Origin of the sequence: Pseudomonas sp. MS646 (assembly GCF_036693845.1) — a bacterium.
GTDB classification, from domain to species: Bacteria; Pseudomonadota; Gammaproteobacteria; order Pseudomonadales; family Pseudomonadaceae; genus Aquipseudomonas; species Aquipseudomonas chlororaphis_E.
The window spans coordinates 5,212,109-5,225,602 of sequence record NZ_CP144763.1 but is presented as its reverse complement, the minus strand read 5'-3'; the positions used below and the strand labels follow the sequence as shown (position 1 = coordinate 5,225,602).

General features: G+C 63.1%; 13 protein-coding genes. 5 read left to right on the top strand and 8 right to left on the bottom strand.

The window, feature by feature from the left end; genetic code table 11:
• Positions 1-711: 711 nt before the first annotated feature.
• The 5 genes from V3H56_RS23035 to dksA form a co-directional block, all read right to left on the bottom strand.
• Entirely contained in the window at positions 712-2,145 is a 1,434-nt protein-coding gene (locus tag V3H56_RS23035) for a sigma-54 dependent transcriptional regulator (RefSeq protein WP_042728792.1), read from the bottom strand.
• 22 nt (positions 2,146-2,167) lie between these two features.
• Positions 2,168-5,122 carry a sensor histidine kinase gene (locus V3H56_RS23030; protein WP_161796098.1) on the bottom strand — a complete coding sequence of 985 codons (2,955 nt, stop codon included), beginning with the start codon at positions 5,120-5,122 and terminating at the stop codon, positions 2,168-2,170.
• Entirely contained in the window at positions 5,106-5,282 is a 177-nt protein-coding gene (locus tag V3H56_RS23025) for a hypothetical protein (RefSeq protein ID WP_003176118.1), read from the bottom strand. Before V3H56_RS23025 ends, V3H56_RS23030 begins: the two co-directional genes overlap by 17 nt.
• 78 nt (positions 5,283-5,360) lie before the next feature.
• Complete coding sequence (gene gluQRS / locus V3H56_RS23020; protein ID WP_338473904.1) at positions 5,361-6,251, bottom strand: tRNA glutamyl-Q(34) synthetase GluQRS; 891 nt, start codon at positions 6,249-6,251, stop codon at positions 5,361-5,363.
• Between the two features lie 239 nt (positions 6,252-6,490).
• Positions 6,491-6,934, bottom strand: coding sequence for an RNA polymerase-binding protein DksA (dksA, locus tag V3H56_RS23015; RefSeq protein ID WP_003205639.1), 444 nt, complete (start codon positions 6,932-6,934; stop codon positions 6,491-6,493).
• A 366-nt stretch (positions 6,935-7,300) separates the two neighbouring features.
• Between dksA and V3H56_RS23010 the strand changes: the two genes are divergently transcribed.
• Entirely contained in the window at positions 7,301-8,473 is a 1,173-nt protein-coding gene (locus V3H56_RS23010; protein WP_042728789.1) for a pyridoxal phosphate-dependent aminotransferase, read from the top strand.
• Positions 8,473-9,228 (top strand): DNA/RNA nuclease SfsA, encoded by a 756-nt coding sequence (sfsA, locus tag V3H56_RS23005; RefSeq protein WP_042728788.1) that lies wholly within the window; start codon positions 8,473-8,475, stop codon positions 9,226-9,228. The genes V3H56_RS23010 and sfsA overlap by 1 nt, the downstream gene beginning before the upstream one ends.
• On the opposite strand, the gene V3H56_RS23000 is transcribed toward sfsA, so the two are convergent.
• Positions 9,184-9,501, bottom strand: a complete 318-nt coding sequence (locus V3H56_RS23000; protein ID WP_042728787.1) for a Rieske (2Fe-2S) protein — start codon at positions 9,499-9,501, stop codon at positions 9,184-9,186. The genes sfsA and V3H56_RS23000 overlap by 45 nt on opposite strands.
• A 275-nt stretch (positions 9,502-9,776) precedes the next feature.
• Between V3H56_RS23000 and V3H56_RS22995 the strand changes: the two genes are divergently transcribed.
• From V3H56_RS22995 to V3H56_RS22985, 3 genes are read left to right on the top strand one after another with little or no spacing between them, the layout of a single operon-like run.
• Positions 9,777-10,760 (top strand): iron ABC transporter permease, encoded by a 984-nt coding sequence (locus tag V3H56_RS22995; RefSeq protein WP_162489262.1) that lies wholly within the window; start codon positions 9,777-9,779, stop codon positions 10,758-10,760.
• Positions 10,760-11,527, top strand: a complete 768-nt coding sequence (locus tag V3H56_RS22990; RefSeq protein ID WP_042728785.1) for a heme ABC transporter ATP-binding protein — start codon at positions 10,760-10,762, stop codon at positions 11,525-11,527. Before V3H56_RS22995 ends, V3H56_RS22990 begins: the two co-directional genes overlap by 1 nt.
• 21 nt (positions 11,528-11,548) lie before the next feature.
• Entirely contained in the window at positions 11,549-12,397 is an 849-nt protein-coding gene (locus tag V3H56_RS22985) for a ChaN family lipoprotein (RefSeq protein WP_199925085.1), read from the top strand.
• Positions 12,398-12,607: 210 nt separating this feature from the next.
• Here the strand turns inward: V3H56_RS22985 and V3H56_RS22980 are convergent, their stop codons facing one another.
• On the bottom strand, positions 12,608-12,880 hold the full coding sequence (locus V3H56_RS22980) for a TfoX/Sxy family protein (protein WP_042728783.1): 273 nt from the start codon (positions 12,878-12,880) through the stop codon (positions 12,608-12,610).
• Between the two features lie 242 nt (positions 12,881-13,122).
• Complete coding sequence (locus V3H56_RS22975) at positions 13,123-13,464, bottom strand: pentapeptide repeat-containing protein (protein ID WP_042728782.1); 342 nt, start codon at positions 13,462-13,464, stop codon at positions 13,123-13,125.
• Between the last annotated feature and the right edge of the window lie 30 nt (positions 13,465-13,494).

Sequence of the window (13,494 nt, the reverse complement as noted above, 5' to 3'; positions counted from 1 at the left end):
GAATGTTCGGCCAAAATGAAGAATTGACCGCATGATGGGCGGGGATTCTAGCATTTAGTCGAGGGATGGTGTAGGACGCAGCAGATTTGGCTGCAAGCTTTGAGCGGTAAGCCCTGTAGGCTTGGGGGAGGGCGGAACGTCGGAAACCACAAGGGGAGCCTAAGCTCCCCCAGAATTAGTTTCGTGCTCTATTTTTATTATTGATTTCGGGCTTCTTGTTTTTGTTGAGTGCCCGTGTCACGAGGTTTCCCTTCGTGACGCTCCCAATCGGGAGTCAAGAGCAAACGGATTGCTTTGGTCGCTGTGTTGCAGTGATCAACCGATCCAACCAGTTCAGGCACCTGTCTTGAGACAGTTTTTATTGTTCTCGGCCTGGTTGTGGGGCAAGCCCCAAATACAACGCCTCTCCAAAAGAATCAGTTAGCTGCGCCTCTCGCCGTCTTGTTTTTATTGTGCGTGAGTCGATTCGTCTTATTTTTATTGTCTTTTGCATTGCTTGTTATTGTTCTTGTACCAAAGCTATAGCAGGGTGCGTGCCAACTTTTGCGTGGCCCAGTGAAACCGGGGGTTCTATGGTTATAGCCATTTTTTGTGGGCGAAAAAAAGCCGGGGTTTCGTTACCGTAAACCCCGGCTTCTGTTACGTGAAAAAACTGAGGTAACAGTTTTTTCACATGCACTGGTAGACAGTGATCTCTTGTGGGAGCGAGTTTCAGCTTTCGCTGGCCACGCCGGTCTTGCGCCGGGGGATGCCCAGGCGTTGGCGGCGTTCCCACAGGCATTTGCGGCTGACGCCCAGCTTGCGCGCCAGTTCGGTCTCGGTCATGTGGTCCTGGTGTTCCAGGACGAAATGCTGGAAGTAGTCTTCCAGGGACAGGTCCTCGGTAGGCTCGTGGCTGGTGTTGTTGGCGGCACCGCCGTGCTGCGGGGCCAGGCCGATAAACTCTTCGTCGTCCAGGTCGCCCAGCTCGATGTCGATGCCCAGCAGGTCGGCGGAAATTTCCGGGCTCTCACTCAGGATCACCGCGCGCTCGACGGCGTTTTCCAGCTCTCGGACGTTACCCGGCCAGGCGTAATGACGAATGGCCTGTTCGGCGTCCGGGGCGAACTTGAGGTCGGTGCGATTGATGCGCGCGCTCTGGCGGGCGAGGAAGGCCTGGGCGATTTCGTTGACGTCGGCGCCACGTTCGCGAAGGGGCGGCAGTTTCAGGGCGATCACGTGCAGGCGGTAATACAGGTCTTCACGGAACTGGCCGATCTTCGCCAGGCTCTTGAGGTCTCGGTGGGTCGCCGCGATCAGGCGTACGTCGACTTTCTGTGATTGCACCGAGCCCACCCGCCGAATCTCGCCTTCCTGGAGCACCCGCAGCAAGCGCGCCTGGGCTTCCAGTGGCAGCTCGCCGATTTCATCGAGGAACAATGTGCCGCCGTCCGCCGCCTCCACCAGCCCGGCGCGGCCGGCGCTGGCACCGGTGAACGCGCCTTTCTCGTGGCCGAAGAGTTCGGATTCGATCAGGCTTTCCGGGATCGCCGCGCAGTTCACCGAGATCATCGGTGCCTTGGCCCGGCGAGACAGGTTGTGCAGGGCGCGGGCAACCAGTTCCTTGCCGGTGCCGGACTCGCCCTGGATCAGCACATTGGAATCGGTCGGCGCGACTTTGCGGATTTTGCCATACAGGTCCTGCATCGGTGGGCAGGAACCGATGATGCCGATTTCGCCATTGCTGTTGCTGGCGCCACCTTTCACGGCGGTGCTGGTCTTGCCGGCAGGTTCCGACGAATGGCTGCTCGCTGCCTGTCGGTCGCGCAGGATGCGGGCCACGGCCTGGAGCATCTCGTCATGGTCGAACGGCTTGGCGATGTAGTCCACCGCGCCCATTTTCATGGAGTCCACCGCCGAGCGCAGGCTGGCGTAGCTGGTCATGATCAGTACCGGCGTGCCCTGGCCGAGCTTGATCAGCTCGGTGCCGGGAGCGCCGGGCAGGCGCAGGTCGCTGACGATCAGGTCAAACGTGGGAATGCTGAAACGTTCTTGTGCTTCCTGCACGGAACCGGCTTCGCTGACCTGGTACTGGTTGCGTTCCAGCAGGCGGCGCAAGGCGGAGCGGATAATTGTTTCGTCTTCGACGATCAAAATGTGCGGCATTGATTCGATTCTCTCGACGGTCTCAGTTCACAGCGGACGTCGCTTCGACATGACGCGGCAAGGTCACCCTGATACGGGTGCCGCGTTGGCTCTGTACATCGGCCGGGCTGTCGATGGTGATTTGTCCATAATGCTCTTCAACGATGGAATAGACCAGTGCGAGGCCCAGACCGGTGCCTTCGCCAGGATCCTTGGTGGTGAAGAAGGGTTCGAACAATCGGTCCATGATGTTCTGTGGGATACCGCTGCCCTCGTCTTCGACGATCAGGTCGATCGTGTGTTCGCTGGCTTCGCTCCTGACCCGTACGGCGCTGCCGGCCGGTGTGGCGTCGCGGGCGTTGGACAGCAGGTTGATCAGTACCTGGGCGAGTCGCTGGGGATCGCCGTCGACCCAGTGGTCCGGATCGCACAGGTTGAAGAATTGCACTTCGAAATTGCGCCGGTTAAGGGCCAGCAGACCAATGGCATCCTGGGCCACTTCGGCCAGACAGACGGCCTCGTCGTTGTGCTGGTGGCCGCCGGCATGGGCAAAGCTCATCAGCGACTGGACGATGCGCGACACCCGCTTGGTCTGTTCAAGGATCTGCCCGCTGATTTCCGTCAGCTCGCTGTCGTCCTCGCGCTCTTCGCGCAGGTTCTGCGCCAGGCAGGCGATGCCGGTGATCGGGTTGCCGATCTCATGGGCCACCCCGGCTGCCAGCCGGCCGATGCTGGCCAGGCGTTCGGAGTGGACCAGCTTGTCTTCGAGCATCTGGGTGTCGGTCAGGTCTTCCACCAGCAGCACCAGGCCGCTGTTGCCGGGCGCCAGGGGTTCGTCGATCGCGGCCTTGTGCAGGTTCAGCCAGCGGGTCTGTCCGTCCAAGGCCAGGTGTTGCTTGTGCAAGTGTTCGTCCGGCAGGTCGATGAAGCCTTGCAGCAGACCTTTCCACGGCTCGCCGAGGGTGCTCAGGCGTGAGCCGACCACCCGTTGGGCGGCAATCCCGGTCAATTCTTCCATGGCCTTGTTCCACATCAGGATCTCTTGGTCCTTGGCCAGGGAGCACACGCCCATCGGCAACTCTTGCAGGGTCTGGCGATGATAGCGGCGCAAGGCGTCCAGTTCGGCGGCCAGGCCGGTGAGGCGCGAGTGGTAGTCCTCAAGGCGGCTTTCGATGAAGTGGATGTCTTCGGTGACATAGTTTTCGCCACCGGCCTTGTAGGGCAGGAACGTCTCGACCATGTCCTGGGCCACGCTCGGGCCCATCAGGCCGGAGAGGTTGGCTTCGATCCGGTCGCGCAGGCGACGCAAGGCATACGGGCGCCGTTCGTCAAAGGGCAGGTAGAGGTCGCGCAGCGCCTGTTCGACTTCTTTTTGCGCGGCCTTGGCGCCCAGAGGCTTGGCCAGTTGCGTGGCGAACTCCTGGGGCGAGGCGGCGTGCAGCTCGCGCCGTTGCGGGCGACGGACGTTGTCCACGGCGCAGGCCTCGGCGGCGCTGGCTTCTTCGCTGCTGGCGTTGGTGAACAGCGAAATCAGCGTGAACATCAGCACGTTCGCCGCCAGGGAGGCGATGGCCGCCATGTGCCAACTGGTGTCGTCGAGCACGTAGATCATGTTCAGTAGCGGGATGTAGAAGCCTTGCAGGTTGCCCATCAGCGGCAACAGCATGGCCACCAGCCACACCAGGATGCCCGCCAGCAGCCCGGCAATGAAACCGCGACGGTTGGCGGTCGGCCAGTACAGCACCGACAGCACCCCGGGCAGGAACTGCAAGGTGGCCACGAACGCGACGATGCCCAGGTTGGCCAGGTCCTGGCCGTCACCCAGCATCAGGTAGAACCCGTAGCCGGCCATGATGATCGCCACGATCAGCGCCCGGCGCGTCCATTTCAGCCAGCGGTAGATGTTACCTTCGGCCGGTGGCTGGTAAAGCGGCAGCACCAGGTGATTGAGGGCCATCCCCGACAGTGCCAGCGTGGTGACGATGATCAGGCCGCTGGCCGCCGACAGGCCACCGACGTAGGCCAGCAGGGCCAGGGCCTTGCTGTTGGCGGCGATGCCGATGCCGAGGGTGAAGTATTCGGGGTTGGTGCTGGCCCCCAGTTTCAGCCCGGCCCACAGGATCAAAGGCACCGCGAGGCTCATCAGCAACAGGAACAGCGGCAGGCCCCAGCTCGCGCTCACCAGCGAGCGTGGGTTGAGGTTTTCGGTAAAGGTCATGTGGTACATGTGCGGCATGACGATCGCCGACGCGAAGAACACCAGCAGCAGCGTACGCCACGGGCCTTCCTGCAAGGGCGTGTGCAGGGCGGCGAGGGCGGTCTGGTTCTGCAGCAGCCAGATTTCCAGTTGCTGCGGGCCGTCGAATACGCCGTACAACGCGTAGAGGCCGACGCCGCCGATGGCGATCAGCTTGATCACCGATTCGAACGCGATCGCGAACACCAGGCCTTCGTGTTTCTCACGAGTGGCGATGTGGCGGGAGCCGAAGAAGATCGTGAACAGGATAATCAGCCCGCAGAAGCTCAGGGCCACGCGGTGCTGTACCGGTTCGCCGGTGAGGATGCTGATGGAGTCGGCGACGGCCTGGACTTGCAGGGCCAGCAATGGCAATACCCCGACCAGCATGAAGATCGTGGTCAGCGCGCCCGCCCAGGTGCTGCGAAAGCGGAAGGCGAACAGGTCGGCCAATGATGACAGTTGGTAGGTGCGGGTGATTTTCAGGATCGGGTAAAGCAGCACCGGCGCCAGCAGGAACGCCCCCGACACGCCGAGGTAGCTGGACAGGAAGCCATAGCCGTACTGGTACGCCAGCCCGACCGTGCCGTAGAACGCCCAGGCGCTGGCATAGACGCCCAGCGACAAGGTGTAGGTCAGCGGGTGGCGGATGATCGCCCGGGGGATCATGCCCCGTTCGCTGACCCAGGCCACGCTGAACAGCACGGCCAGGTAGGCGGCGCTGATCAGGATCATCTGGGTCAGGCTAAAGCTCATCGGCATCTTTTTGGCTCTGCAGGATGAAGGTCACGACAATCAGGATCAGCCAGAGCAGATAGGGCCGATACCAGGCACCCGTGGCGTCGATCCACCAATCCATGATGGCCGGGGAGAACAGGTAAATCCCCACTACCAGGAGCAGGACCAAGCGATAGATGTACATCCCGGCCTCTCTATGTTGATGCGCGTGCCCGAAAACGTGCGGCGATGGTAACGGATGGGCGCCAGGCTGCAAGGGCCGTCAACGGATTTGCGCTTCCGGCAGGTTCAGCGTGCGCGGGATCCTCGCGGCATCCCAGTGGCGCATGCCCCAGGCCAGCAACTCCCGCGGGCTGGCGTCGGCCAGTTCGGGCCCCGGTTGCTGGCCCAGTGCGCGCAGTGCCCGCAACAGCAGCGGCGTGGCCTGGTCGGCCGAAAGCGGCGGTGAGCGATAGGACTTGCCCAGTTTGTGCCCGTCAGGCTGGGTGATCAATGGCACGTGCAGGTAACGCGGTTGGGGCAGCCCGAGCAGTTCTTGCAGGTACAACTGGCGCGGTGTCGAGTCCAGCAGGTCGGCGCCGCGCACGATATCGGTCACGCCTTGCCAGGCGTCGTCCAGCACCACGGCCAGTTGATAGGCGTAGAGCCCGTCGCGGCGGCGGATCACGAAGTCGCTCGCCTCGCGGCCCAGGTGTTGGCGGAACGGGCCCTGGACCCGGTCGGTGAAGTGGTATTCGAGCTCCGGGACACGCACGCGGATGGCAGCGTCCTCGGTGTCGTGCCCGGCATTGCGGCAAAGCCCTGGATAAATGCCCTGGTACGCTTCCAGTTGTTTGCGCGAGCAGGTGCAGGCGTACGCCAGCCCTTGGCTGAACAGCCGGTTGATCACGTGCTGGTAGGCCTCGTGGCGCTCGCTCTGGCGCACCATCTCGCCGTCCCATTCAAACCCGTAGCGCTCCAGTGCCCGCAGGATCGCCGCCTGGGCACTGGGCTCTTCACGGGGCGGGTCGAGGTCTTCCATGCGCAGTAACCAGCGCCCGCCCACGGCCCGGGCGTCCAGGTACGAGGCCAGCGCGGCGACCAGCGAACCGAAGTGCAGGTGGCCGCTGGGGGTGGGGGCGAAGCGGCCGATGTAGGGAGAGGTGGCAGTCATGGGAAGAATGTTGCTGGATCCGGTTGGCAGAGGCATATGTCTTTTAATCACGGACCGTCTGTGGGAGCGGGCTTGCTCGCGAAGGCGGTGTGTCAAGCGATATCAGTACTAACTATACAGCCCTCTTCGCGAGCAAGCCCGCTCCCACAGGACTTCGCCAGGTCCGAGAGGGCGTGTCGGTTTCAGAAACAAAAAACGGAGCGTATGAACGCTCCGTTTTTCTGTAACAGCCCGGGCAATTACTTGCCGACCTGTTTTTCCTTGATTTCAGCCAGGGTCTTGCAATCGATGCACAGGTCGGCGGTCGGTCGGGCTTCCAGGCGGCGAATGCCGATCTCGATGCCGCAGGACTCGCACCAACCGTATTCTTCGTCTTCGATCAGTTGCAGGGTCTTGTCGATTTTCTTGATGAGCTTGCGCTCACGGTCACGGGCGCGCAGTTCGAGGCTGAATTCTTCTTCCTGGCTGGCACGGTCGGCCGGGTCGGGGAAGTTGGCCGCTTCGTCTTTCATGTGATCCACGGTGCGATCGACTTCTTGCATCAAGTCCTGTTTCCACTTGTTCAGGATCTTGGTGAAGTGCGCGCGCATGGGGGCGCCCATGTACTCTTCGCCCGCTTGCGGGACGTACGGCTCAAACCCGCTGAGCGACTGGTTTTGATTCTGCTTTGCTTGGGTGGGCATGAATGGACCGCCTCTACTCTTGTAATCCACTACGCAGGATTGCTCCATCACCGACACCTGCCGGCCCTGCGGCTGCAAGCGGGCGAACTTACCAGATCGAATCGGGCCGCGCTACTCCCGGTTGTCGAGCCTGCGGCGGGCGGGCTTCGTAGCCCAGGGTCGGGTTCGGTTCGGTGTGGATGTAATCCTGCTCAATGCTTGATTCTAGGCTATGTACAGCCTAGTCAAGCCTGGGCCAATCGCCGGAGTCATTTCCTGCAATCCACGGCCTCAGACCGCTGCGGGTTCGCGTGCGTTCCGCAGTTGCTTCTGACTTGAGGGGAGAGTTGGGTAGAATCGGTTCTTTTTTACCTTGAAGGAAGGCTAATGCCTCAGCCCTACAGTGCGCGCAGCCGCGCCATCGAACCTTTCCATGTGATGGCGCTGCTGGCCCGCGCCAACGAGCTGCAGGCGGCGGGGCACGACGTCATTCACCTGGAGATCGGCGAGCCGGACTTCACCACCGCCGAGCCGATCATCCAGGCCGGCCAGGCGGCGTTGGCCGCGGGCAAGACCCGCTACACCGCGGCCCGTGGGATCCCCGAGTTGCGCGAGGCCATCGCCGGTTTCTATGGCCAGCGCTATGGCGTGCAGATCGACCCGCGGCGCATCCTGGTGACGCCGGGCGGCTCGGGCGCGTTGTTGCTCGCCAGTGCCCTGCTGGTGGACCCGGGCAAGCATTGGCTGCTGGCCGACCCCGGCTATCCGTGCAACCGTCACTTCCTGCGGCTGGTGGAGGGCGCGGCGCAGCTGGTGCCGGTGGGCCCGGAGGTGCGTTATCAATTGACCCCGGACCTGGTGGATCGCTACTGGGACCAGGACAGCGTCGGCGCGTTGGTGGCATCGCCGGCCAACCCGACCGGGACGATCCTTTCCCGGGATGAACTGGCGGGCTTGTCCAAGGCCATCAAGGCGCACAACGGCCACCTGGTGGTGGACGAGATCTATCACGGCCTGACCTACGGCACCGATGCCGCCAGCGTGCTGGAAGTGGATGACGACGCCTTTGTCCTGAATAGTTTTTCCAAGTATTTCGGCATGACCGGTTGGCGGCTCGGCTGGCTGGTGGCGCCCTCGGCGGCCGTCAGCGAGCTGGAAAAGCTCGCGCAGAACCTTTACATCAGCGCCCCGAGCATGGCCCAGCACGCGGCCCTGGCTTGCTTTGAACCGGCCACCATCGAGATCTTCGAGCAACGTCGGGCCGAGTTTGCGTTACGCCGCGATTTCCTCCTGCCGGCCTTGCGGGCGTTGGGCTTCGGCATTGCCGTGGAGCCGGAAGGGGCGTTCTACCTCTACGCCGATATCAGCGCCTTCGGCGGCGACGCGTTCGCGTTCTGCCAACACTTCCTGGAAACCGAACACGTGGCCTTCACCCCGGGTCTGGATTTTGGCCGCTATCAAGCCGGCCATCACGTGCGCTTCGCCTACACCCAGAGCCTGGGACGACTCCAGGAAGCGGTGGCGCGAATCGAACGTGGACTGCGGAGCTGGCAAGGCTGATGCGTTTCTCTCCTGCGTTAGAAGAAGGTCGCCTGATTCGACGTTACAAGCGTTTTCTCGCTGATATCGAGACCGTTCAGGGCGAACTGCTCACTATTCATTGTCCGAACACCGGCTCGATGCTCAATTGCATGGCGCCTGGTGCACGCGTTTGGTTCAGCCGCTCCAACGACCCCAAGCGCAAGTTGCCGGGCACCTGGGAACTAGGCGAGACCCCTCAGGGACGGCTCGCCTGCATTAATACGGCGCGGGCCAACACCCTGGTCGAGGAAGCCCTGCGCGCCGGGGTCATCAGTGAACTGAACGGGTTCATCGGGCTCAAGCGCGAAGTGGCCTATGGTCAGGAAAACAGCCGTATCGATTTTCGGCTGGACTACGAACAGGGCTCGGCCTGGGTCGAAGTCAAAAGTGTGACGTTGGGGTTCGACGACACCCCGGTGGCGGCGTTTCCCGATGCGGTGACCCAGCGTGGGGCCAAGCATCTGCGCGAGCTGGCCAGCCTGGCCCGGCAAGGTATACGGGCGGTGCAATTGTATTGCGTGAACCTGAGCGGGATCGAAGCGGTGCGTCCGGCGCACGAAATCGATCCGGCGTACGCCGCCGCGCTGCGTGAAGCGATTGCGGCGGGGGTGCAGGTGCTGGCCTACGGCGTCACGCTGACGCCTGAGCAGATGTGGGTGGACCGACCGTTGCCGGTGCTGTCGGCCCCGTTAGAGCTCGACCCAGAGACCTTGCTCGTCCTCCCGGCTGTCTAGCGCCGTCAGGAATTGGCCGGCACACGGACCGGCCACGCATTCGCCGTTCTCGATCAGGAACAAGGCGCCGTGGGTGGCGCAGTGGATCAGGCTGGCGCTGGGGTCGAGGAACTGGTCCGGTTGCCATTCCAGCGGCACGCCGCGGTGCGGGCAGCGATTGACGTAAACGTAGGCCTGGCCTGCGCGGCGCACGGCCATCACCTTGCGTCCATCGAGGTCGAAGCCGCGGCTGCCGTTGTCGGGCAGTTCGGCGCTGTTACATAGAAACTTCATGGGTGTCTCTACACATCGGTGGGAGAGCCTCGAGGCGGGCGCGAGCCTGCGAAGGGTTCAAGCTTGACGGTCAAATGAAAGCAATCATCAAATGGCGCCTTCTCGCGGATGGCTGAGGATACTTGCCCTGACCAGTTCATGCTCGGTCCCCTTTACAACTTCTTTGAGGAAGCCGCCTGATGCGTCTGAGTAACCGCGTGGCTGCGCTCTTCGCCAGCCCGGGCGCCGCAGTGCTCAAGCCGCGAAGCCTGTTCGTCGGCTTGGGCCTGTTGTGCCTGCTGGCGACCTGGCTGTCCCTGGCCTTGGGGTCGGTGAGCCTGCCACTGCTCGACACGGTGCGGGCGGCGTTGCGGTTATCGGGGCTGCCGGTGTCGGCCGATGGCCTGGAGCAGGCTGAGCTGATCCTCGGCCAGATTCGTTTGCCACGCACCTTGCTGGGCCTGACGGTGGGCGGGGTGTTGGCATTGTCTGGCGTGGCGATGCAGGGGTTGTTCCGCAATCCACTGGCCGATCCGGGGCTGGTGGGGGTCTCCAGTGGCGCTGCACTGGGCGCCGCGTTCGCCATTGTCGGCGGTTCGGCGCTGGGCGGAGTCCCGCAAGCGTTCAGCCCCTATGTACTGTCACTGTGTGCGTTCCTGGGTGGGCTCGGGGTCACGGCGCTGGTGTATCGCCTGGGGCGGCGCAACGGCCAGGCGCATGTGGCGACCATGCTGTTGGCAGGCATTGCCCTGACCGCGCTGTCGGGATCGGCCGTGGGGCTGTTTACCTACCTGGCGGACGATGCGACCCTGCGCACCCTGGCGTTCTGGAACCTGGGCAGTCTCAACGGCGCCAGCTACGCCAGGCTGTGGCCATTGCTCCTGGTCAGCACGGGCGTGGCGCTTTGGTTGCCGCGTCGGGCGCAGGCGCTCAATGCACTGTTGCTGGGAGAGTCCGAGGCCGCTCACCTGGGTGTTGACGTCGAACGGCTCAAGCGCGAACTGGTGTTCTGCACGGCCCTGGGTGTGGGCGCGGCGGTGGCGGCGGCCGGCCTGATCGGGTTCGTTGGATTGGTGGTGCCGCACCTGGTCCGATTGCTGGCGGGGCCCGACCATCGGGTGTTGCTGCCCGCCTCGGTGCTGGCGGGGGCGAGCCTGCTGCTGTTCGCCGACCTGGTGGCACGCCTGGTCCTGGCTCCGGCAGAGCTGCCGATAGGGATCGTCACTGCCTTTATCGGCGCGCCGTTCTTCCTTTATTTATTGCTGCGAGGGCGCGCCTGATGTTGCGAGCGCAGAACCTGCAGGTCCAGCGTGGCAAGCACACCGTGTTGACCGACATCGACCTGCGGCTGAACCCCGGCGAAGTGCTCGGTGTGCTCGGGCCCAACGGTGCCGGTAAAAGTAGCTTGCTGGCCGGCCTGTGTGGCGACTTGCGCCCGACCCAGGGACAGGTCTGGCTGGATGATCGACCGCTGGCCCAATGGGAGGGCCCCGAGCGCGCGCGACGCCTGGCGGTCTTGCCACAGTCCTCGACCCTGGATTTTGCCTTCCGGGTCGAAGAGGTGGTCGGTCTGGGTCGCCTGCCGCATCAAACGGGGCGCGTGCGGGACGGGCAGGTCGTCGCTGCGGCGCTGCAAGCGGCCGACGCCTCGCACCTGCATGGGCGCAGTTACCTGGCGTTGTCCGGCGGCGAGCGCCAGCGTGTGCACCTGGCGCGGGTACTGGCGCAGTTGTGGCCGGGTGAGGCGGGGCAGGTCCTGCTGCTGGACGAGCCAACGTCCATGCTCGATCCATTGCATCAGCACACCCTCCTGCAAGCGGTGCGCGGGTTTGCCGATCGCGGCGCCGCCGTACTGGTGATCCTGCATGACCTGAACCTGGCGGCGCGCTACTGTGATCGCCTGTTGCTGCTTGCGTCGGGGCAGTCGGTTGCCATGGGCACCCCCCAAGAGGTACTGCGCCCGGATTCGCTCAAGGCCGTGTTCGGCCTGGAAGTTCTCGTGCAACCCCATCCGGAGCGCGGGCACCCGTTGATCATTGCCCGTTGAGGGCCTGTCGAGGATATGGACATGCGCCTGATTCTGCTGCTTGCACTGAGCATCCTGGCGGCCTGCCAGAGTGTCGCACCGCCCCCGGTCAGCGGGCGAATCGTGGATTTGCACAGCGGCCAGGCCGTGACGCCCCAGAGGTTGGTCGAGCGCCTGGCAGTGGCGCCGCGGGTGGTGGTGGGCGAGCAGCACGACAACCGCGACCATCACACGCTGCAGCGCTGGTTGCTCCAGGCTTTGGGCGCAGAGCGGGCCCAAGGCAGTCTGTTGCTGGAAATGCTGACCCCGTCGCAGCAGCCACGGGTGGATGCGCTCCGCCAACGATCCACAATGCCCAACGACCTGCCCGCCGTCCTGGCTTGGTCGCCGGGTTGGGATTGGAGCCTGTATGGGCCCGTCGTCGAGTTTGCCCTGGCACAGCGCTACCCGTTGCTGGCCGCCAATCTGGATGCCACCGAAATCCAGCGATTCTATCGGCAGCCGCCGGCCTTGCAGGGCGATCGCAGCAATGCGGTTGCCGTGAAAGACGTGTTATTGGGGCAGATCCGCGAGTCCCATTGCGGCCTGCTGCCGGAATCGCAAATGCCGGCGATGCTGGCGGTGCAGCAACAGCGTGACCGGCGCATGGCCGAACGCCTGCTGCAAGCGCCGACGCCCGCATTGTTGTTGGCGGGTGCCTGGCACGGGCGAAAGGACCTCGGCGTACCGTTGCACATGCTGGACCTGGGCGCCGATGAAGCGCCGATCGTTCTGATGCTGGCCGAGGAGGGCAGCGACGTGACCCCGGCCATGGCCGATTACGTGTGGTACACCCCGGCCACTGCGTCACAGGATTACTGTGCGCAGATGCGTGAACAGTCCGAAAGGTGATTTTTGCGGGCAAAAAAAGACCCGGCAAAAGCCGGGTCAAATAACCGTGATTAGCCTGATGAGGAGATATCTGAGAGTCCGAACCAAGGGCTGTTCAAATATCGACCAGTCTCGCGACCGGATGTGGTAATCATAGCGATTCTCATTACCATGTCAAACATTGTTTCGTGATTCGCTGAAATTACCCTGCAACGAGGTGCGAAGAGGCCGTCAGGACTTGTGCCGTGTCGTCATGGCGTCCAGCTGTTTATTGAGGGCTTCCTTGCGTTCGGCGGGAACGTCATTCCAGTGCACGTCCAGCAACGCGCCCTCGATCGCATACAGCAATACCTTGGAAGCCCGGAAACCGCGGGTGCGCACGGCGCGATAAGCATCCACCGCACCGAGCCGGCGCAGATCCGAGGCACTGTGGATGCCCACGGCGTGCAGCCACTGGGCTGATGTCTTGCCCAGATTCTTCAGGTGTTGCAGTTCATCATTCATCGAGCCTCCTTGCGACGGCCGATCGGTGCGGTGGGCAAGCTTCTGAGCAGTGTAGCGGTCAGTAGGAAAAGCGTGATTCTTTGGTGGGATTAGTTGCGAAAGCTTCTAAGGCATTACGCACGATCGAGGCGGCAACAAGCCTGTTTCAGCGCAGGCGGGGGCGCTGGAAGGGGGGACCAGGGAACGAGCCTGCTCGCGAAGGCGCCAGCAACACTGACACCCCATCGGGAGCAGCCCTGTCGTCAACGGGTGCGGTAGCGCAATCGGGTGCCGAAGTTCATCGACATCAGGATCTCGTCCGCGGACAACTCGGGCGGGAAGTAGGCACCGGATATTTGCGCGTGGGCCAGGCTCGCGCCCTCCAGCGATGCCTTGCGGAAGTCGATCCCGCGCAGATCGGCAGATCGGAAGTAAGCGTCGGTGAAATCCACGTCGTCTGCGTTCAGTTCGCGCAGGTCAAGGCCACGAAAATCGCCGCCACGCATGTCGACCGGACCCTGCGGACGCTCGCTGTTGAAGCCGGCGATATCGTCTTTGCGCAGCAAGGCGTACAGCGGGGTATTGAGAAGCTTGGGAAGGCTCATGTCACATCACCTGTTGGTTTTATGACGCCA